Here is a 20,471-nt window from a genome sequence, read left to right as displayed (position 1 = left end):
CCGTGACCCACCGGACACATCCGTCCCAGACGAGAGGTTCACCGGCACATGAGAAAGACACGCATCCCGGCACTGCTGGCCACAGCCACCACCGTGCTGGCCCTGGCCGCATGCGCGGCGCCAGACGACAGCGGCGACGACACCAAGACCGAGTCCGGCACGTCGGCCGACGAGGCGACCTCAGCGGCCGACTTCGGGGACCTGGACGCACTCATCGAGGCTGCGCAGGAAGAGGGCGAGCTGAACGTCATCGCGCTCCCGCCCGACTGGGCCAACTACGGCGAGATCATCTCCACGTTCGAGGAGAAGTACGACATCGAGGTCAACTCCGACCAGCCCACCGCGGCCAGCCAGGACGAGATCAACGCCGCCAACGACCTCAAGGGCACCGAGCGCGCCCCAGACGTCTTCGACCTAGGACAGTCCGTGGCGCTGGCCAACACCGACATGTTCGCGCCGTACAAGGTCGAGAACTTCGACGAGATCCCCGAGGAGTTCAAGGACCCGGACGGCGCCTGGGTCAACGACTACGGCGGCTACATGTCCATCGGCTACGACTCGGCCGAGGTGCCCGACGTGACCTCGCTCGAGGACCTGCTCGGCCCGGAGTTCAAGGGCAAGGTCGCCCTCAACGGCGACCCGACGCAGGCCGGCGCGGCGTTCAGCGGCGTGATGATGGCGGCCATCGCCAACGGCGGCTCCGCCGACGACATCAAGCCCGGGGTCGACTTCTTCGGTGACCTGAAGAAGGCCGGCAACTTCCTGCCGGTGGACCCCGACTCCGCGACCATCGAGTCCGGCCAGACCCCGGTCGTCATCGACTGGGACTACCTCGGCGCGGCGGCAGCGGCCAACGTGGACACCTGGAAGACGGTCGTCCCGGAGGAGGCCGTGGTCGCGGGCTACTACTACCAGGCGATCAACGCCGACGCCCCGCACCCCGCGGCGGCGCGGCTGTGGCAGGAGTTCCTTTACAGCGACGAGGGCCAGAACCTCTGGCTCAAGGGTGGCGCCCGACCGGTCCGCGGTGACGCGATGGCCGAGGCCGGCACCATCGACGAGAAGCTGTGGAGCGCGCTGCCCGAGGTCGCCGGCACCCCGGTGATCCCGACCAACGAGCAGACCGAGGTGGCCACCGAGTACCTGGCGAAGAACTGGTCGAAGGTCATCAGCTGACCGTGAGCGTCGCCGACGTCGCGACTCCGGCGCCGGTGGTGGGCACTCCGCCCCCCACCGGCGCCGGCCGTCGCTCCTCCCTGGGCGCCTACCTGGCGCTGCTGCCGTTCCTCGGCTTCCTGCTCGTCTTCCTCATCGTCCCCACGGTCACGGTCATCGTGGGTGCCTTCCAGAGCGAGGGCGGCGGCTTCACGCTCGGCAACGTCCGCGCGCTCACGTCCGACGCCGCGCTCAACTCGCTGTGGAAGAGCGTGCTGCTCTCCGCCAGCACCGCCGCCATCGGTGCCTTCCTGGGCGCGCTGCTCTCCTACCTGATCCTGTCGCTGGGCGAGCGCAGCCTGCTGAGGCGGGCGACGCTCTCGGTGTGCGGGGTGCTGGCGCAGTTCGGCGGGGTGACCCTGGCCTTCGCCTTCATCTCCCTCCTAGCCATCAACGGCGTGCTGACCCAGGCGCTCCAGTCCTCGCTCGGGCTGGACATCTACGGCTCCGGCTGGCTCTTCGGCCTCAACGGGCTGATCGTCGTCTACACCTACTTCCAGATCCCGCTGATGGTCATCGTCTTCACGCCCGCCCTCGAGGGGCTCCGGCCGCAGTGGCGCGAGGCGGCCGTCAGCCTCGGCGCCACCACGGGCCAGTACTGGCGCCAGGTCGGCTTCCCGCTGCTCACGCCAGCGTTCCTCGGCTCGGCACTGCTGCTCTTCGCCAACGCCTTCGCGGCCTACGCGACCGCCGCAGTGCTGGTCAGCCAGGGCAACCCGATCAGCCCGCTCCTCATCCGCTCGGCGCTGACGAGCGAGGTCCTGCTCGGTCAGGCCAACCTCGGGTTCGCGCTGGCGCTACAGATGATCGTCGTGGTGGCGATCGTGATGGGGCTCTACGCGCTCCTGCTGCGCCGTACGTCGCGGTGGATCAAGTGACGGGCCAGTCGACCGGGTTCCGCGTCTTCCGCGCCGTCGCCCTGACGCTGTTCGCCGCGTACTTCCTGCTGCCACTGCTTTCGATGCTCGACTTCAGCACCCGCGGCCGCGGCGACGAGGGCCGCACCTGGGACGCCTGGCGCGCGCTCGTCGAGAACGAGGACCTGCGCGAGGCCATCATCGCCTCCCTCCTGCTGGCGCTCTTCACCGTGCTGCTGATGGTCGTGCTGCTCGTGCCGACCATGATCTGGGTGCGCCTGAAGGTGCCGGGGATGTCGCGGGTGATCGAGTTCCTATGCCTGCTGCCCCTGACGATCCCGGCCCTGGTGATCGTGGTCGGCATCGCGAACGTCTATGCGTGGGTGACCTATTTCCTGGGCGACTCTGCACTGACCCTGACCTTCGCGTACGTCGTGCTCGTGCTGCCCTACGCGTACCGGTCCATCGACTCAGCGCTGGCGGCCATCGACGTGACCACCCTGTCCGAGGCGGCCCGCTCGCTCGGCGCGGGCTGGCTGACGGTGATCACCCGGATCGTGCTGCCCAACATCGTCACCGGCGTGCTCAGCGCCGCGTTCATCGCGGTCGCGTTGGTGCTGGGCGAGTTCACGTTCGCCTCGCTCCTGCACTTCGACACGATGCCGGTCGCGCTCGCGGCGATCTACAAGACCGAGGCGCCCACCGCGGTCGCCGGGGCCCTGGCCTCGATCGTCGTGGTCTCGGCACTGCTGCTGGGCCTGTCGTACCTCAGCGGCAACCGCGCTCCCGACACCGGAGGAACCAACGAATGACCACCGCCACCGACACCGCCCGCGGCCTGGCCGTCGAGCTGACCGACCTGACGCGGACGTACGGCGCCGTACGCGCTCTCGACGGGCTCACCCTCCACCTCGAGCCGGGCGAGCTGGTGGCCCTGCTGGGGCCGTCGGGCTGCGGCAAGACCACGGCGCTGCGCATCCTGGCCGGGCTCGACCGCCCCACCTCCGGCACCGTCTCGGTCGGCGGAAACGACCTGACCCGGGTGCCCGCCAACAAGCGCGACATGGGGATGGTCTTCCAGGCCTACAGCCTCTTCCCGCACATGACCGTGCGCGACAACGTCGCCTTCGGGCTCAAGCTGCGCGGGCGCCCCTCGGCCGACCGTCGCGGCCGCGCCGACGACATGCTGGAGCTCGTCGGCCTCTCCCAGCATGCCGACCGGTACGCCCGCCAGCTCTCGGGCGGCCAGCAGCAGCGCGTGGCACTGGCTCGCGCGCTGGCGATCGAGCCGTCGGTGCTGCTGCTCGACGAGCCGCTGTCGGCCCTCGACGCGAAGGTGCGGGCACAGCTGCGCGACGAGATCCGCCGGGTGCAGCTCGAGGTCGGCACCACGACGCTCTTCGTGACGCACGACCAGGAGGAGGCGCTGGCGGTCGCCGACCGCGTGGGCGTGATGAACGCCGGGCGCCTCGACCAGATCGACGCTCCCGCCGAGCTCTACGCCCACCCGGCCACCCGTTTCGTCGCCGAGTTCGTCGGCCTCAACAACCTGATGAACGCCGAGGTGAGCGGCGGTACGGCGCGCGTGCTGGGCACGACGGTGCCCGTGATCGAGGGCTCGATCCCCTCGGGCACCGGCAAGGCCATGGTGCGGCCCGAGGCGATCACCGTCGGTGGCAACGGGGCGGACAACGCGACGGTCATGTCGGTCGGCTTCCTGGGCCCGATCTCGCGCGTCTACGCCGACCTCGACGACGGCCAGCACGCCATGGCGCAGATCGCCAGCTCCCTCGCGATCACGCTCTCCCCCGGCGACCGGGTGCGGCTCGGCATCGAGCCCACCGCGCTGCTGGTGGTCGACGCCTGACCCTTGCGGGGTAGTCCGGTGCAAATCAGGGCTGCAACGGGCCTCAGAGCCCCGATTCGCACCGGACTACCACCCGGGCAGGTGGATGGTCCCTCCGGCGAGCAGCGGGCCGAAGACGTCGTCGTGGACCTCGCCGTCCGCGACGGCGAGGAGGTGCTCGGCGGTCGGCACGGGTCGCCCTCCGAGCACCCGCAACGGGGCCTCGGCTCGTACGTCGGAACATCCGGCGGGGTCGGACCGTCCGGCCGTCATCGCCATCTCCCACGTCAGGTCGCCGGTGACGTCCGCCGTGATGACCGGGAGGTCTCCCGTGGCGTCGACGGGGAACGTGCCGAGCACGGCCAGAACGGGGGCCGGCGGCTCGGCGTCGAAGACGACGGCGCCCAGCCGTGCGCACGCCAAGGTGACGACGACGTGCTGCACAGGCGGCAGTCCGCCAACCAGCACCTCGTCACCGGTGGAGACGCCCACGCCGCGCATGGCCCCGGCGAAGGCGCCGACCTCGGTCAGCAGCCGGGCGTAGGAGTACTCCCGGTCGCCGACGAGGGCGAGGTGGTCGGCGAGCCCGCGGATGACGTGCCGGTCGACGGCGTTGTAGCAGGCGTTCAGGGTCTCCCCGGCGCGGAACCAGTCGATGCCGCTCACCGTCATCCGGGCAGCTCCTGCTGGCCCCACGGGGCGCCGTACTCGTTGAGCAGGTCCAGGAACGGGACGGCGTCGAACGCCTCCGGACCCAGGACGCCCGCGCCCGACCACACGCCGCGAGACAGCAGCTCGAGCGCGATCACGGGGTTCACGGCCGTCTGCCACACGACGCACTGGTGGCCGTACTCAGACATCGACCACTCGTTGTCGACCACGTGGTAGAGGTACGTCGACCGCCGGGCACCGTCCTTGCCGGTCCCGGTGACCCAGAGCCCTGCACAGGTCTTGCCCTTCATCCTGGGGCCGAGCTCGGCCGGGTTGGGCAGGCACGCCGCGACCACGTCGCGCGGCGAGACCTCGACACCGCCGACCCTCACCTTCTCGGTGGAGTCGAGGCCGAGCTTGTGCAGCGTCTTGAGGACGTCGATGAACTCGTCGCCGAGGCCGTACTTGAACGTGGCGCGCTTCGCGTCGATCCAGCGCGGCATCAGCAGCACCTCCTCGTGCTCCACGTTGACGCACTCGACCGGTCCGATGCCCTCAGGGAAGTCGAAGACCTCCGGCTCGCTGAACGGCTCGGTGGTGAACCAGCCGCGGTCCTTCTCCCACACGACGGGCGGGTTGAGGCACTCCTCGATCGTCGTCCAGATGGAGAACGACGGGGCGAAGTCGTGACCCTCGACCGTGAGGTTGGCACCGTCGCGCACGCCGAGCTCGTCGATCTCGCCGAAGAGGTGGTCGGCCGCGTAGCGCGCGAAGACGTCGGAGAGGCCCGGCTCGACGCCGATGCCGACCAGGGCCAGGCGCCCATCGCGCTCCCAGGCCTCCGCGGCGGCGAACTGCTCGTCGCCCAGCTTCACCCCGGTCTGCTCGTACGGCGCGTCGGGATGCGGTCGCGACAGCGACATGGCCATGTCGAGGTAGTCGGCGCCCGCGGCGTACGCGCCCTGGAAGATCGGCATGACGAACCGCGGGTCGACGGCGTTCATGACGTGCGTGATCGAGTGCTCGCGACACAGCTCCTCCACCGAGGACGCGGAGGACGCGTCGACCTCGGCGGACTCGAACCGGTCGTCGACGGCGGCTGCGCGCTCGGCGCTGGCCAGCGAGTAGTCGGCGATCACGACCGACTCGAAGAAGTCACGTCGCGCGGCGATAGCGGCGAACGCCCCACCGACGCCGCCCGCTCCGACGAGCAGGATGCGCATCGCGTCACTCACCGATGTAGCTCATGACGTGCTTGATGCGCGTGTAGTCCTCGAGGCTGTACATCGAGAGATCCTTGCCGTATCCGGAGTGCTTGAAGCCACCGTGGGGCATCTCCGAGATGAACGGGATGTGGGTGTTGATCCACACCACGCCGAAGTCGAGCTTGCGCGACATCCGCATCGCCCGCCCGTGGTCCTTGGTCCACACCGAGGACGACAGTCCGTACTTCGTGCCGTTGGCCCAGCGCAGGGCCTCCCCCTCGTCGCTGAACTGTTGGACGGTGATGACGGGCCCGAAGATCTCGTCCTGCACCTGCTCGTCGTCCTGACGCAGCCCCGAGACGACGGTGGGCTCGTAGAAGTAGCCTGTCTCGCCCTGGCGTCGTCCGCCCGTCTCGAGGCGCGCGTGGTCGGGGAGCCGGTCGACCATGCCACTGACCCGGCTCAGCTGGTCGGCGTTGTTGAGAGCGCCGTAGAGCACGTCCTCGTCGTCGGGCATGCCGGTGCGGATGCCGCGAGCCTGCTCGGTGATCGCGGCGACGAAGTCGGAGTGGATGCCGGGGCCGGCCAGGACGCGCGTGGCCGCCGTACAGTCCTGGCCGGCGTTGAAGTAGCCCGCTTCGGCGATGGCGGCGGCCGCGGCCTCGACATCGGCGTCGTCGAACACGATGACCGGTGCCTTGCCGCCGAGCTCGAGGTGCACGCGCTTGAGGCCCTGGGCGGCCGAGCCCGCGACCTCCATCCCCGCCCGCACGGAGCCGGTGATCGAGACCATCTGCGGAGTCGGGTGCTCGACGAGGGCACGCCCGGTGTCGCGGTCACCGCACACGACGTTGAGCACCCCCGGCGGGAGGAACTCCTGGCAGATCTCGGCCAGCAGTGTCGAGGACGCGGGAGTGGTGTCGCTGGGCTTGAGCACCACGGTGTTGCCGGCTGCGAGCGCCGGGGCGATCTTCCAGATCATCATCATGAGCGGGTAGTTCCACGGCGTCACCTGCCCGACGACGCCGATCGGCTCCCGGCGGACGAACGACGTGTGGTCGGCGAGGTACTCCCCCGCCGACTTCCCCTCGAGCACTCGCGCGGCACCGGCGAAGAACCGGAAGTGGTCAGAGCTCGGTGGCAGCTCCTCGCTGGCGGTCAGCCCGAGTGGTTTGCCCGTGTCGCGCGACTCCACCCTGACGATCTCGTCGGCACGCGCGTCGATCGCGTCGGCGATCCGAAGCAGGGCCCGGGCGCGTTCCTGCGGCGTGCTGCCGCCCCAGCCCTCGAAGGCACGGTCGGCGGCGGCGTAGGCGCGGTCGAGATCCTCTCCGCGCGACATGGGTGCGGTGGCGTAGCCGTCACCGGTGCTGGGATCGACCACGTCGTAGGTCCCACCGGACGCGGCGTCCACGAGGGCGCCGTCGATGACGTTCTTGAACGACTCTGCTGACATGGTCCGACAGTAGCGACAGTTCCCGCGGATTCGATAGGTGCTGACCACGAATCGCGACTGATTCCGTCGTCATCGGCGACGCGGCCGTGGCGTACCCCGTCGGACGACCACCGGTACGGCAGGATCATCCCGAGGTCGAGCGGGGCGCACGGGGCGTCGGGGCGCTCACGACACGGGGACGGGTGGATGCGCAGAGCCTGGATCGCCTTCGCACTGATCGTGCTCGCCATCGCCGCGGTGGTGGCCGCGCTCTCGTGGCTCCTCCTCCACGGCCACCTCGAGCTCGTCGCCTGGCTGCTGGCCGCGCTCGTGGTCTCGCTCGTCGGCACGGCCGTGTGGCAGGCCGTCCGCGGCCACCGCCGCCGCGGCGTACTCCTGATCGCCGGGGCCGTGCTCGTGGCCGCCACCGTGGGCGGCTATGCCTGGTCCCTCAACGGCAAGCTCTCCGACATCGACCGCATCGACGCCTCGGCCATCGGGCAGGGCGACCGGCCCGATGCCAGCCCGAACCGGTCGATCAACGTCCTGCTCATGGGCGCCGACAACCCCGACAGACTGGCGGACAAGCCCACGGTCGCCGAGCTCCTCGCCGACGGTGATTGGGACCCGGGCGCCTACCGCAGCGACACCATGATGGTGGTGCACATCCCGGCCGACCGGAGCGCGGCGTACGTCGTGTCGATCCCGCGTGACTCCTACGTCCCCATCCACGACCCGGAGGGGCGGGAGCACGGCCTCGACAAGATCAACGCCGCCTTCTCCGCCTACGGCCCGATCGGAACGTGGCGGACCGTCGAGAACCTCACCGGGCTGCGGATGAACCACATGGCGATCATCGACTACGCGGGCTTCACCGATCTCACGGACGCGATCGGCGGCGTGGAGGTCTACATCCCCGAGGCCGTCTACGACCCCAAGCAGCACCAGCAGTGGGAGCAGGGCACGACGCTGCTCAAGGGCGAGCTGTCGCTGAAGTACGTCCGGATGCGCTACGGCCTCGCGGAGGGCGACTTCTCCCGTGTGGACCGGCAGCAGAACTTCATGCGCGCGCTCATGCGCAAGACCCTGGCCGACGACACCCTGGGCAACCCGATCAAGCTCAGCAACATCCTCGACGCGATCGCGGGCAACCTCACGGTCGACTCCGGCTGGACCAACGGCGACATCCGAGCGCTCGCCGTCAGCCTTCGAGGCCTCGACGCCTCGAAGGTGAAGTTCCTGACCCTGCCGCTCGAGCGGTACGACACGGTCGAGGGCGCCGGGTCCGTCAACATCATCGACGACTCCGCCGCCCGGGAGCTGTGGCGGGCGGTGCGCGAGGAGAAGGTCCGCGGCTACGTCCGGGACCACCCCGAGGACGCGCTGCCCGACGACGACGAGGTCAGCTGACGCCTCGCCGAGGCGTCAACCGTGCACCTTGGCGCCGTCGACCCACGTCGAGACCACCCGGGTCGCGCCGATCTCCTCGACCGGGCCGGCGAACGGGTCCCGGTCGAGCACCACCAGGTCGGCGACCGCGCCGGGACGGATGACCCCGGCGTCGTCACGATGGTTGATCCAGGCGCTCCCCGAGGTGTACGCCGCGAACGCCGTCGCCAGGTCGAGGGCCTGACCCGGCAGGAAGGGCTCCGACCCCATCGGCCCGGCAGCCCTGTAGCCGGTGCGGTTGACCGCCGTGTGCATGGCCAGCAGCGGGTCGGGCGAGGTCACCGGCCAGTCGCTGCCCGCGACCAGCCGCGCGCCGGCGCGGTGCAGGTCGCCGAACGGGTACTGCCATCCGGCCCGCTCCGCACCGAGGTAGGGCAGCGTCAGCTCGGTCATCTCGGGCTCCAGACACGCCCACAGCATCTGGAGGTTCGCCGCGACCCCGAGCTCGGCGAAGCGGCCGACGTCGTCGGGATGCACGATCTGCAGGTGCGCGAGGTGGTGGCGCAGGTCGCTCCGCCCGGCATCGCGGAGCCCGGCGAACGCGTCGAGCGACTCCCGGACGGCGCGATCGCCGATCGCGTGGACGTGGATCTGGAACCCGTCCTCGTCGAGGGCCGCCACGGCCGTGGCCAGGGCGGACGCGGTGACGAACGAGTGCCCGCGGTTGCCCGTGGCGTGGCCGCACCTGTCGAGGTACGGCTCGAGCATGGCTGCCGTGCCGTTCTCGGCGACGCCGTCCTGCATGACCTTGACGGTCGTGGCCCGGAAGCGCCCGTCGGTGAGCTCGTCGCGCCGCCGACGGAGCTCGGGCAGCTGCTCGAGGCCGCGGTCGCGCTCCCACCACAGCGCGCCCACGACGTACGCCGTGAGGTCACCGCGCCGGGCGGCCCGCCAGTAGATCGGGCCGGGGTCGTCCATGCCGGCGTACGCGCCGACGATGGCGTCCTGCCAGCCCGTGACGCCCAGCGAGTGCAGGTAGCGCTGCCCCTCGAGGAGGGCCTGGTCGTACTCCGAGTCCTGGGTGCGGGGCAGCAGTCGAGTGACCAGGCGCATGGCGCCCTCGTGGAGGGTTCCGGTCGGCTCGCCGTCGGCGTCCCGCTCGATGCGCCCGTCGGGCGGGTCCGGCGTGTGCCGGTCGATGCCGGCCCGGCGCAGCGCCGCCGTGTTGAGCCAGGCGCCGTGGTGGTCACGGTTGGGCAGGAACGCCGGCCGGTCGGAGACCACCGTGTCGAGCTCGGCGGCGGTGGGTGTCCCGCCCGGGAACACCGCCATGGACCAGCCCCCGCCCAGGATCCACGGTCGGTCCGGGTGGGCATGGGCGTAGGCGGCGATCGTCTCCAGGTAGACCTGCTTGTTCTCCGCGTCCACGGAGAGGTCGCAGCGGACCCGCTCCAGACCACCCTGCACCGCGTGCACGTGGGCGTCGATGAAGCCGGGCACCAGCAGGCCGCCGGAGAGATCGACGATCTCGCCCCCGACATCGAGGTCCGGGCCGACCGCGACGATGCGGTCGCCCTCGACCGCGACATCCGTCCGCCCCACGTGTTTTCGCCCGTCGAACACCGTTCCATTGCGGAAGACGACGGTCATATGGGCATTCCTGCACGAAATACGTGCCTATTTGGGCGAAATCGACACGGAATCCCTTGCCTCGCTAGGCGAACGCCCCCCAGGATGGTTGCCATGGACACAAGGTACGGGCATCTGCAGCAGGCCGCCAAGGATCACCTGTGGATGCACTTCACTCGCCACTCGACCTACGACGACGCCGAGGTGCCGGTGATCGTGCGGGGCGAGGGCGCCTACATCTGGGACAGCCACGGCAAGCGCTACCTCGACGCGCTCGCCGGTCTCTTCGTCTCTCAGCTGGGTCATGGCCGCGAGGACCTGGCCGACGCCGCGGCGGCCCAGGCCAAGGAACTGGCCTTCATGCCGCTGTGGTCCTACGCCCACCCGAAGGCCATCGAGCTGGCCCAGCGGGTCGCCGGCTACGCGCCCGGCGACCTGAACCGGGTGTTCTTCACCAGCGGTGGCGGCGAGGCCGTGGAGTCGGCGTGGAAGCTTGCCAAGAACTACTTCAAGCTCACCGGCAAGCCGATGAAGCACAAGGTGGTCAGCCGTGCCATCTCCTACCACGGCACCACCCAGGGCGCGCTGTCCATCACGGGCCTGCCCGCCCTCAAGCAGCAGTTCGAGCCGCTGGTGCCCTCGACGTTCCGGGTGCCCAACACCAACATCTACCGCGCCCCGATCCACGGCGACGACCCCGAGGCCTTCGGCCGCTGGGCCGCCGACCAGATCGCCGTGGCGATCGAGAACGAGGGCCCCGACACCGTCGCCGCGGTCTTCCTCGAGCCGGTGCAGAACGCCGGCGGCTGCTTCCCGCCGCCCCCCGGCTACTTCCAGCGGGTGCGCGAGATCTGCGACGAGTACGACGTACTGCTGGTCTCCGACGAGGTGATCTGCGCCTTCGGCCGACTGGGTCACATGTTCGGCGCCGACCGGTACGGCTACCAGCCGGACATCATCACCTGCGCCAAGGGCATCACCTCGGGGTACGCACCCCTGGGCGCGATGATCGCCACCGACCGGCTGATGGCGCCGTTCCTCGAGGGCACCAACTCCTTCGCGCACGGCTACACCTTCGGCGGCCACCCCGTCTCGGCAGCCGTGGCGATGGCCAACCTCGACGCGTTCGAGAACGAGGGCATCCTCCAGCACGTCCGTGACAACGAGGGCGCCTTCCGGTCGACGCTCGAGCGGCTGCTCGACCTGCCCATCGTGGGCGACGTACGCGGTGACGGCTTCTTCTACGGCATCGAGCTGGTGAAGGACAAGGAGACCAAGCAGAGCTTCAACGAGGCGGAGTCCGAGAAGCTGTTGCGCGGCTACCTCTCGAAGGCGCTGTACGACGAGGGCCTCTACTGCCGTGCCGACGACCGGGGCGACCCGGTAGTGCAGCTGTCCCCGCCGCTGATCTGCACCCAGGAGCACTTCGACGAGATCGAGCAGATCCTCCGCGTGGTGCTCGACAAGGCGTGGTCCCTGCTCTGACCCCCGCGTTGCTGTTGAGTCGCGCCCCCGTTGCTGTTGAGTCGCGTCCCCGTACCCGTTGAGTTGCGCCCTCGTTGCTGTTGAGTCGCGTTGAGGGACATCGCGAGGTACGCCGGCGCAACTCGACGGTGCGCGAGGCGCAACTCAACAGGTACGCGAGGCGCACCTCAACGGTGCGGGAGGCGCAACTCAACGGTGCGGGAGGCGCAACTCAACGGGTAGGTGAGGACCGCTCAGAAGTCGAACCCGAGACCGAGGCGGTCCAGGGTCTTGAGCCACAGGTTCTGCCGGCCGTCGTTGCGATCGGCGCGCGCCATCGACCAGCGGGTCGCCTGGATCCCGGCGTAGCGCAGCGGCTCCGGCGGGAAGGGCAGCGGCTTCTCCCGCACCATCCGCAGCCGGGTCCGCTCCGTCTCCTCACCGGCCAGCAGGTCCAGCATCACGTCGGCCCCGAAGCGGGTGGCGGCCACTCCCAGCCCGGTGAAGCCGAGCGCGTACGCCGCCCGGCCGGCGTACGCCGTCCCGTAGAACGCCGAGAACCGCGTGCACGTGTCGATCACGCCGCCCCAGCGGTGCGTGAAGCGCAAACCCTCGAGCTGCGGGTACGTCGCGAAGAAGTTGCGCGCCAGCAGGGTGTGGACCGCGTCCGACTGCTCGAGCGACCGCGCGATCCTCGACCCGAAGTGGTACCCCGCGTCGTAGCCGCCCCACAGGATGCGGTTGTCCCGCGTCAGCCGGGAGTAGTGGAAGAGGTTGCCCGCGTCACCGACGCCCTCACGGCCCGCCCAGCCGAGAGAGGCGAGCTGGGCACTCGTCAGCGGCTCGGTCATCAGCACGTGGTCGTAGACCGGCACCGTCATCAGCCGAAGGCGCCGCAGCAGGGACGGGAAGGCGTTGGTGGCCAGCGCCACCTGCCCCGCGCGCACCCGGCCGCGTCTGGTGCGGGCGACGAGCGCCGTACCGTCCCCCTCTAGAGCGACCACCGGCGAGTGCTCGTGGATCACCGCTCCGAGGTCGAGACAGGCCTGCCGCAGCCCCCAGGCCAGGCGGGCCGGCTCGACAAGAGCCGTGCCCTGCTGGTCGAGCAGGCCTCCGACGTACGTCGGGGAGTCGAGGCGGGCGCGCAGCTGATCCTCGTCGAGCAGCGCGACGACGTGGCCGGCCGCGGTCATCGCCTCGGCCTGCTCCCCCAGCTGCCGCAGCTCGTGAGTCGCTCGGGCCACGGTCAGCTCGCCGGTCTCCTCCCAGTTGCAGTCGATGCCGTGCCGTGCGACGGTCTCGCCGATCGCGCGCAGGTTGTCGGCGCCGAGCCGGTCGAGCTGCGCGAGCTCCTCGGGCCAGCGCGCACACCCGTTGCCGAAGCCGTGGGTGAGGCTGGCGTCAGCGAAGCCGCCGTTGCGGCCGCTCGCCTCGTCGCCGCACCGGCCCGCCTCGAGGACGACGACGGAGCGACCCGGGTGGCGCTCGAGGGCACGCAGCGCTGTCCAGAGCCCGGTGTAGCCGCCGCCGACGACCAGCAGGTCGGCGTCGACCGCACCGCGCAACGGAGCCGTGGCGGGGGGTCGTGCCGGGTCGTCGAGCCAGAAGACCGACGGCGCGGCGTCGACCAGGGAACGCTCCGGGCTCACGTCGTCCGGGCCCGCCGGTGGCGCAGCTCGGCGCTCAGCACGATCGCGATGGAGACGACGAACATCAGCGTGCCGACGACGTTGACCTGCATGGGTACGCCGCGCTGCGCCACCCCCCAGACGTACATCGGGAACGTCGTCGTGGTGCCGGCGTTGAGGTTGGTGATGATGAAGTCGTCGAAGGACAGCGAGAAGCTCAGCAGCGCCGCCCCGAGGATGCCGGGGAACACCAGCGGGAAGGTCACCCGCCAGAACGTCTGGGCAGGCGTCGCGTAGAGGTCCTGGGCTGCCTGTTCGAGGTTGTCGTCCATGCCCGCGAGCCGGGCTCGCACCGTGACGACCACGAACGACAGGCAGAACATGATGTGGGCGACGAGGATGGTCCAGAACCCGAGCTGCCCGGCGAAGCCAGAGGCCACGAAGAGGGCGAGCAGGGAGGACCCCAGCACGATCTCGGGTGCGGCCATCGGCAGGAAGATCAGCAGGTTGGTCGACGAGCGCCCGGCGAAGCGGTGCCGCACCAGCGCGAACGCCGCCAGCGTGCCGAGGATCGTGGCGACCAGGGTGGCGAGCAGCCCGATCTCGACGCTTCGCACCAGCGCGTGGCACATCGACGGGTCGGCGCACGGGTTGAGCCAGTTGTCGAGGGTGAACCCGTCGAAGGAGTAGACGTTGCGGCTGCGCGGTGCGTTGAAGCTCATCAGCACGACCACGAAGATCGGCACGAAGGTGTAGACGAGCACGACGAGGCCTAGGACGAGCACGAGGTTGCGCCGTAGCCAGCTCACAGGAGCTCCTCCGTCCCGGCGCGGCGCACGTAGACCAGCACCATCGCCACGATCAGGGCCATCAGGATCACCGAGAGCGCCGCGGCCGCCGGGTAGTCGTTGGCGTCGGTGAAGAGGCTCTGGATGATCCCGCCGATCATCCGCTGGTTGGGGCTGCCGAGCAGCTCGGCGTTGATGTAGTCACCCACAGCAGGGATGAACGTCAGCAGCGTGCCCGACACTACGCCGGGCAGCGAGAGCGGCCAGGTCACCTTGAAGAACCCCACCACCGGGTGGGCGTAGAGGTCGCTGGAGGCCTCGATCAGCCGGTGGTCTACCTTGTCGAGGCTGGCGAAGAGCGGCAGCACCATGAACGGCAGGAAGTTGTAGGTGAGACCCGCGACCACGGCGACCGGGGTGGCCAGCAGCCGCCCGTCGTCACCGAGCACCTGCAGCGCCTGGAGGGTGTTCACCACCCAGCCGTCGTCGGCGAGGATCAGCTTCCACGACAGGGTGCGCACCAGGAAGCTGGTGAAGAACGGCGCGATGACCAGCACCAGCATGAGGTTCTTCCAGCGGCCGGCCTTGAAGGCGATGGCGTAGGCCAGCACGTACCCCAGCACCAGGCAGAACGCCGTGGCTGCAGCGCCGTACCCGAGCGAGCGCAGCAGGGGGCGCCAGTAGTCGCGTACGGCGTCGGCGTAGTTCGCGACGTGGTAGGTCATGTCGTAGCCGCGGAAGTCGGACCCGGCCGGGTCGTAGAGGCTGGTCGCGACCAGTGAGTAGAACGGCACCACGAAGAAGAGCAGCAGCCACAGCATCCCCGGGAGCAGCAGGAAGTAGCCGGTCCGGGCTCGTCTCACGACGCGTCCGCCCGCTGTGCGCCGGCCGAGGCGTCCTGGGCGTGGTCGAGGAGGAAGGCGTACTCCGGCCGCCACGACAGCTCCACCTGCTCGCCGGTGCGGAAGAGCCGGTGCCGCCCGGTGTTCTGTGCGAACACCTGCAGCTCCTGGCCCCACGGCATCCGTACGAGGTACTGCGTGCTGACGCCGACGAAGCTGACGTCGGTCACCACGCCCCCGGGGATGGTGTTGCCCGGCGCGTCGAGCTCCTCGCCCGGCTCCCCCACCAGCACCTTCTCGGGCCGGATGCCGATCCAGCCCTTGTCGCCCGACGCGTGCGAGCGGTCCGCCGGGACCGACACGGCGGTGCCGTGCATGTCGACGGTGACCAGGTCGCCGTCGCGGCCGGTGACGGTGCCCTCGATCAGGTTGGACTGCCCCAGGAAGTTTGCCACGAACGTGCTGCGCGGGTTCTCGTAGAGCTCCGCCGGCGGGCCGAGCTGCTCGATGATGCCGGCGTTCATCACCGCGACCGTGTCGGCCATCGTCATGGCCTCCTCCTGGTCGTGGGTGACGTGGATGAAGGTCAGCCCGACCTCGTTCTGGATGCGCTTGATCTCGATCTGCATCGAGCGCCTCAGCTTGAGGTCGAGCGCGCCGAGGGGCTCGTCGAGCAGCAGCACCTCGGGCTCGTTGATCAGCGCCCGGGCCAGCGCCACCCGCTGCTGCTGCCCGCCGGAGAGCTGCGCGGGCTTCTTGTCGCGCTGGCTGACCAGCTCGACGAGCTCGAGCATCTCCCCTACCTTCTGGGACACCTCACGCACCTTGCGCCGGCGCAGGCCGAAGGCGACGTTCTCGAAGATGGTCAGGTGCGGGAACAGCGCGTAGCTCTGGAACACCGTGTTGACGGGCCGCTGGTGGGCTCGTCGGTGGGTGATGTCCTCCCCGGCCAGGTGGATGGTGCCGGACGTGGGCTCCTCCAGGCCGGCGAGCATCCGCAGGGTCGTCGTCTTGCCGCACCCCGAGGGGCCTAGCAGGGCGAAGAAGGAGCCACGAGGCACGTCGAGGTCGAGGGAGTCGACCGCGGTGAAGGAGCCGAACGACTTGGTCAGCGACCGCATCCGCAAGCCGTCGTACGACGCCCCGTCGGGTGCGTCGGCCCTCTGCTCAGCCACCGATGACATCTGACCAGTCCCTCTCGTAGGCGATCGTCTGCCGGTCGTCGAGCGGCATGAAGTCGAAGGTGTCGGCGAGGTCCGACTCGTCGGGGAAGATGAGCTTGTTGTCCACCAGGCTGGGGTCGATCTTCTCCATCTCCTCGCGGGCCCCCTCGACGGGACAGATGTAGTTGACCCAGGCGGCCAGCTTGGCGGCGACCTCGGGCTGGTAGTAGTAGTCGATCCACGCCTCGGCGTTGGCCTGGTGCGTCGCCTGGTTGGGCACCAGCATGTTGTCGCTCCACAGCGCCAGCCCCTCCTCCGGCACCACGAACTTGATGTCGGGGTTCTCGAACTGGAGCTGGATGACATCGCCCGACCAGGCCTCGCAGGCGAGGATGTTCCCGGCCGCCAGGTCCTGGGTGTAGTCGTTGCCGGTGAACGCGCGCACCTGGCCGGAGGCGACGACCTTGCGCAGCTCCTCGATCGCGTTCTCCCACTCCTCCGGGGTGAAGTCGTCGGGATCCGCGCCGCCGATGCGCAGCATGAAGCCCATCGTGTCGCGCATCTCCGAGAGCAGGGTGACCCGGCCCTTGAGCTCGGGCTTGGTCAGGAGCTCCGCGAAGGTCTTCACCTCGCCGGTCTTCGCCGCGTTGTAGGCGATTCCGGTGAGGCCGGTCTGCCAGGGCGCGTGGTAGCTCAGGTCGCGGTCCCACTGGCGGTTGCGCAGCGGCTCGATGAGGTTGGCGTGGAGGTTGGGCACCTTGTCGGGGTCGAGCGGCTGGATCCAGCCCAGGCCGATCATCCGGGCGGCCATCCAGTCGGTCAGCATGACCATGTCCCGGTCGATCGGCTCGCAGGTGCCCAGCTGGTTGCGGACCTTCGCGTAGAACTCCGCGTTGTCGTTGACGTCGTCGGTGTAGTCGACGGTGATGCCGGTCTGCTGCTGGAAGACCTGGAAGGTCGAGGTCTCCTTGCGCTTCGGGTCGATGTAGCCCGGCCAGTTGGAGACGACGAGTCGCTTGTCGGTGCCCGACCGGTCGCGCGCGATGCACTTTGCCGGGTCCTGCTGGGCGCCCGACACCTCGAAGAACGGCAGCTTGAGCGCCGCGACGCTCGCCCCGGCGAAGGCCACCGTGCCGGCGCCGCGGAGCAGCGCTCGTCGGCTCAGACCGGCTTTCGTGGACGCCATGCCCCACCCTTCGTCGTACGGCGAGTTGTCGGGATCGTGTCATGCACGGTCGCGTCTCACAAGGGATCCGGTTGACCAACGCGCCGATCGCAACGAAATCTGTGGTCTCCGCGGGTGTTTCGGTGGGGTTCCATCGTCTTGTACGTTGCGTGTCATGAATGCGGCGGCACGACCCGGAGGACACCTCGACGACGTCTCCAAGGCGATCATCGAACAGCTCCAGCAGGACGGGCGCCGTTCGTACGCCGCCATCGGCAAGGCCGTCGGCCTTTCGGAGGCCGCCGTCCGCCAGCGGGTGCAGCGGCTCACCGACACCGGCGTCATGCAGGTCGTCGCCGTCACCGACCCCATGGAGCTCGGCTTCGCCCGCCAGGCCATGATCGGCGTGCGGATCAGGGGGCCCCTCGAAGGCGTCGCCGACCTCATCGCGACGTTCGACGAGGTCGACTACGTCGTGATCACCGCCGGCACGTTCGACCTGCTGGTCGAGGCGGTATGCGAGAGCGACGAGCACCTGCTCGAGCTGGTCTCCACCAAGATCCGGGCGATCGAGGGCGTCGAGGGCACCGAGACGTTCATGTACCTCAAGCTCAAGAAGCAGACGTACTCCTGGGGGGTCCGCTGAGCCCCTGCCTCAGAGCAGGCCGTTGTCGGCGGTCTTCGCCGGCTTCGCCCGGTCGCGCAGCCACGCCTGGAAGAAGCCGGTCAGGTCCTCGCCGCTGACCTGCGCGGCGAGCGCCTCGAACTGCTCGGAGCTGCCGTTGGCGCCTGAGCGGGTCGACAGCCAGGTGGGCAGCAGCGTCCAGAAGGCCTGCTCACCGATGCGGTTGCGCAGCGCCTGGAGTGCCATGCCACCGCGGGTGTAGACGGCGTTGTCGAAGATGTCGGCCTCGCCGGGATCGACGACCGGCGTCCTCCAGAAGGAGTCGCCGGCACCGAAGGCGGCGTACTGGCTCTGCAGCCAGGCCGCGCCGGCCGGGCCGCCGTGCGTCTCGGCGTACCGCGCCTCCATGAAGGTGGCGGCCCCCTCGTTGAGCCAGATGTCGCGCCACTGGTCGATGCCGACGTCGTCGCCGAACCACTGGTGCGCGAGCTCGTGGACGAGGAGGCTGGTCGAGCCGGAGCCCAGGGCCGGATAGGTCGGACGGGTCTGGTTCTCCAGGGCGAAGCCGGGGTCGAGCGCGGTCACGAGCCCACCGGTGACCGAGAACGGGTAGGCGCCGAGGTCGGCCTCCAGCGACTTGACGATCGCGGGGCTCCGGCGCAGCTGGCGCATCGAGGCCCTCGTCGCCCGGGGCGGCAGCGCCTTCGACGCGGCCACCAGCCACGGCAGACCCTGGTGGGTGCCCCGGTCGATCTCGAAGTCACCCGCCGCGAAGAACGCCAGGTAGGTGCTCATCGGCTCGTCGGCGCGCCAGTGCCACGTCGTGGTCGACTTGTGGGAGCTCTTGTCGACGAGCCGGCCGTTGGCCACGACCTCCTTGCCGCGGGGCACGGTGATCGTGATGTCCATCAGGGCCTTGTCGCGCGGGTGGTCGTTGGAGGGGAACCACCACGGCGCCATGTGCGGCTCGTTCATCGCGACGGCCTCGCGCCCGTTCGCCAGCCAGTTGCTCTCACCCTCGTAGCGGTGCCGGGCGGGGCGGCCGTCGTAGTCGACCACGACGGTCACGGTGGTCCCGGTGGCGATCGGCGCCGCGGGCGTGATGCGCAGCTCGTGCTCGCTGGGCTTGGCGTGGTCGGCGCGCACCCCGTCGACGGTGACCTTGCGAACGCCCAGGAGGAAGTCGAGGTTGAACGACGAGAGGTCCTGGGTCGCGAGGAGCGTGATCCGGGTCGACCCCCGCAGCCTCTTCGAGGCGAGGGCGTACCGGTCGTGCACGGCGTAGCTCTGGACGTCGATGCCGCCGTTGCCATCGGCCGGGAAGTAGGTGTCACCGATGCCGCTGGAGCCGGGCGTCGCCGCCCGGTGGCTCGTGGCGGTGGCTCCTGCCCCACCGACGAGACCGGTGGCGAGGACGACGGCGAGCGGGCCGATGACGCGGCGTACCGTGGAGTGGGAGATCACCCGCCGAACCTACCCGGTCGTCGACATCGCGCTAATTGCGTTGCGGCGCCGCCCACCGCACCTCCATGCTGAGCACTCAGACACACCACCGGGGCGCTGACGCGTGCCCGTCGAGCGAGAGGAGCAGTGACGTGACCACCACTGTCCTTGGCCTGTCCGCAGACCAGACCCTCTCGACCTCACGGAGCACATCCAGCCATGACGCACACCCCGCACGAACGGGCCCTCGAATGGGCCCTCGGCCCGGCCCCCGAGCCGGCTGACGAGCTCGACCCCAGCTTCGTCTTCGACTTCACCACCTACGACGACCTCGACGAGGCGACCCAGCGCTGGTCGACCTGGATGAGCGTCGAGCCCCTCAGCCGCGGCCCCGAGCCGCGGCCCGACTGGGTGGTGACCTCCCAGGGCGCCATCGACACCGACCTCGGCATCCTCAAGACCGGGAAGGAGGCCGACGTCTTCCTGCTCGAGCGCGCCGACCCCCTCGAGCCCGAGGCCGGCGTGATCATGGCCGCCAAGCGCTACCGGGACACCAACCACCGCACGTTCCACCGGGCGGCGTCCTACACCGAAGGGCGCTCCATGAAGCGGTCGCGCGACGAGCGCGCCCTCAAGCGCAAGTCGACGTTCGGTCGACTGGTCGCGGCCGGGGAGTGGGCCGTCTCCGAGTGGGGAGCGCTCACGCGGCTCTGGGAGCTCGGGGTGCCGGTGCCCTACCCGGTGCAGATCGACGGCACGGAGATCCTGATGGAGTGGATCACCCACGACGGCGAGACGGCACCGCGGCTGGCCCAGACCCGGCCCGCTCCGGACCTGCTGGCGTCGTACTACGACCAGCTCCGGGACACCCTGGCCACGATGGCGCAGGCGGGGGTCGTGCACGGTGACCTGTCGCCGTACAACACGCTGGCGGCCGGTGACCGGCTCGTCGTCATCGACCTGCCCCAGATGGTCGACCTGGTCGGCAACCCCCAGGGCATGGACTACCTGATGCGCGACTGCACCAACATGTGCACCTGGTTCCGGGCCCGCGGGCTCGAGGTGGACGAGCAGGACCTGTTCGCCGAGCTGATGGCGCACGCGTTCTGAGACTGTCGGTGGGCTA

18 protein-coding genes are annotated in these 20,471 nt (G+C 69.8%); 8 read left to right on the top strand and 10 right to left on the bottom strand.

Going from position 1 to position 20,471, the window contains the following annotated elements:
* Window positions 1-48 precede the first annotated feature (48 nt).
* Genes ACP7BP_RS08060 through ACP7BP_RS08045 form a run of 4 tightly spaced genes read left to right on the top strand, consistent with a single transcriptional unit; the run spans window position 49 to window position 3,939 of the window.
* Window positions 49-1,176, top strand: coding sequence for an ABC transporter substrate-binding protein (locus ACP7BP_RS08060; protein WP_426244054.1), 1,128 nt, complete (start codon window positions 49-51; stop codon window positions 1,174-1,176).
* Window positions 1,177-1,178: 2 nt separating this feature from the next.
* The gene (locus ACP7BP_RS08055) at window positions 1,179-2,093 is read left to right on the top strand and encodes an ABC transporter permease (RefSeq protein WP_426244053.1); all 915 of its coding nucleotides are present in this window, start codon (window positions 1,179-1,181) and stop codon (window positions 2,091-2,093) included.
* Window positions 2,090-2,884 carry an ABC transporter permease gene (locus ACP7BP_RS08050; protein ID WP_426244052.1) on the top strand — a complete coding sequence of 265 codons (795 nt, stop codon included), beginning with the start codon at window positions 2,090-2,092 and terminating at the stop codon, window positions 2,882-2,884. Before ACP7BP_RS08055 ends, ACP7BP_RS08050 begins: the two co-directional genes overlap by 4 nt.
* Window positions 2,881-3,939, top strand: a complete 1,059-nt coding sequence (locus ACP7BP_RS08045; protein ID WP_426244051.1) for an ABC transporter ATP-binding protein — start codon at window positions 2,881-2,883, stop codon at window positions 3,937-3,939. The genes ACP7BP_RS08050 and ACP7BP_RS08045 overlap by 4 nt, the downstream gene beginning before the upstream one ends.
* Window positions 3,940-4,005: 66 nt before the next feature.
* Here ACP7BP_RS08045 and ACP7BP_RS08040 read toward each other — a convergent pair whose 3' ends face one another.
* Genes ACP7BP_RS08040 through ACP7BP_RS08030 form a run of 3 tightly spaced genes read right to left on the bottom strand, consistent with a single transcriptional unit; the run spans window position 4,006 to window position 7,230 of the window.
* Window positions 4,006-4,590 carry an AMP-binding protein gene (locus ACP7BP_RS08040; protein WP_426244050.1) on the bottom strand — a complete coding sequence of 195 codons (585 nt, stop codon included), beginning with the start codon at window positions 4,588-4,590 and terminating at the stop codon, window positions 4,006-4,008.
* The gene (locus ACP7BP_RS08035; protein WP_426244049.1) at window positions 4,587-5,804 is read right to left on the bottom strand and encodes a saccharopine dehydrogenase family protein; all 1,218 of its coding nucleotides are present in this window, start codon (window positions 5,802-5,804) and stop codon (window positions 4,587-4,589) included. The genes ACP7BP_RS08040 and ACP7BP_RS08035 overlap by 4 nt, the downstream gene beginning before the upstream one ends.
* Entirely contained in the window at window positions 5,797-7,230 is a 1,434-nt protein-coding gene (locus ACP7BP_RS08030; protein ID WP_426244048.1) for a gamma-aminobutyraldehyde dehydrogenase, read from the bottom strand. Before ACP7BP_RS08030 ends, ACP7BP_RS08035 begins: the two co-directional genes overlap by 8 nt.
* A gap of 186 nt (window positions 7,231-7,416) precedes the next feature.
* Between ACP7BP_RS08030 and ACP7BP_RS08025 the strand changes: the two genes are divergently transcribed.
* A complete protein-coding gene (locus ACP7BP_RS08025) occupies window positions 7,417-8,619 on the top strand; it encodes an LCP family protein (RefSeq protein WP_426244047.1) in 1,203 nt (400 codons plus the stop codon).
* A gap of 15 nt (window positions 8,620-8,634) precedes the next feature.
* On the opposite strand, the gene ACP7BP_RS08020 is transcribed toward ACP7BP_RS08025, so the two are convergent.
* On the bottom strand, window positions 8,635-10,248 hold the full coding sequence (locus ACP7BP_RS08020; RefSeq protein ID WP_426244046.1) for an amidohydrolase: 1,614 nt from the start codon (window positions 10,246-10,248) through the stop codon (window positions 8,635-8,637).
* A gap of 93 nt (window positions 10,249-10,341) precedes the next feature.
* Between ACP7BP_RS08020 and ACP7BP_RS08015 the strand changes: the two genes are divergently transcribed.
* A complete protein-coding gene (locus ACP7BP_RS08015; RefSeq protein WP_426244045.1) occupies window positions 10,342-11,712 on the top strand; it encodes an aspartate aminotransferase family protein in 1,371 nt (456 codons plus the stop codon).
* Window positions 11,713-11,945: 233 nt separating this feature from the next.
* On the opposite strand, the gene ACP7BP_RS08010 is transcribed toward ACP7BP_RS08015, so the two are convergent.
* Genes ACP7BP_RS08010 through ACP7BP_RS07990 form a run of 5 tightly spaced genes read right to left on the bottom strand, consistent with a single transcriptional unit; the run spans window position 11,946 to window position 17,298 of the window.
* Complete coding sequence (locus tag ACP7BP_RS08010) at window positions 11,946-13,340, bottom strand: NAD(P)/FAD-dependent oxidoreductase (protein WP_426244044.1); 1,395 nt, start codon at window positions 13,338-13,340, stop codon at window positions 11,946-11,948.
* Window positions 13,337-14,128 (bottom strand): ABC transporter permease, encoded by a 792-nt coding sequence (locus tag ACP7BP_RS08005; protein WP_426244043.1) that lies wholly within the window; start codon window positions 14,126-14,128, stop codon window positions 13,337-13,339. The genes ACP7BP_RS08010 and ACP7BP_RS08005 overlap by 4 nt, the downstream gene beginning before the upstream one ends.
* Window positions 14,125-14,970 carry an ABC transporter permease gene (locus ACP7BP_RS08000; protein WP_426244042.1) on the bottom strand — a complete coding sequence of 282 codons (846 nt, stop codon included), beginning with the start codon at window positions 14,968-14,970 and terminating at the stop codon, window positions 14,125-14,127. The genes ACP7BP_RS08005 and ACP7BP_RS08000 overlap by 4 nt, the downstream gene beginning before the upstream one ends.
* Entirely contained in the window at window positions 14,967-16,124 is a 1,158-nt protein-coding gene (locus tag ACP7BP_RS07995; RefSeq protein WP_426244041.1) for an ABC transporter ATP-binding protein, read from the bottom strand. Before ACP7BP_RS07995 ends, ACP7BP_RS08000 begins: the two co-directional genes overlap by 4 nt.
* A complete protein-coding gene (locus ACP7BP_RS07990; protein WP_426244040.1) occupies window positions 16,117-17,298 on the bottom strand; it encodes an ABC transporter substrate-binding protein in 1,182 nt (393 codons plus the stop codon). Before ACP7BP_RS07990 ends, ACP7BP_RS07995 begins: the two co-directional genes overlap by 8 nt.
* A gap of 154 nt (window positions 17,299-17,452) precedes the next feature.
* Between ACP7BP_RS07990 and ACP7BP_RS07985 the strand changes: the two genes are divergently transcribed.
* Window positions 17,453-17,923 (top strand): Lrp/AsnC family transcriptional regulator, encoded by a 471-nt coding sequence (locus ACP7BP_RS07985; RefSeq protein ID WP_426244039.1) that lies wholly within the window; start codon window positions 17,453-17,455, stop codon window positions 17,921-17,923.
* Window positions 17,924-17,932: 9 nt separating this feature from the next.
* Here the strand turns inward: ACP7BP_RS07985 and ACP7BP_RS07980 are convergent, their stop codons facing one another.
* Entirely contained in the window at window positions 17,933-19,366 is a 1,434-nt protein-coding gene (locus ACP7BP_RS07980) for a M1 family metallopeptidase (RefSeq protein ID WP_426244038.1), read from the bottom strand.
* 198 nt (window positions 19,367-19,564) lie between these two features.
* On the opposite strand from ACP7BP_RS07980, the gene ACP7BP_RS07975 reads away from it, so the two are divergent.
* On the top strand, window positions 19,565-20,455 hold the full coding sequence (locus tag ACP7BP_RS07975; protein ID WP_426244037.1) for a serine protein kinase RIO: 891 nt from the start codon (window positions 19,565-19,567) through the stop codon (window positions 20,453-20,455).
* The last annotated feature ends 16 nt before the right edge of the window (window positions 20,456-20,471 follow it).

It is taken from the genome of Nocardioides sp. LHG3406-4 (assembly GCF_049897745.1).
Lineage (GTDB): Bacteria > Actinomycetota > Actinomycetes > Propionibacteriales > Nocardioidaceae > Nocardioides.
Note: the sequence above shows the minus strand (reverse complement) of the source record. Positions and strands in the feature narration are given on the sequence as shown.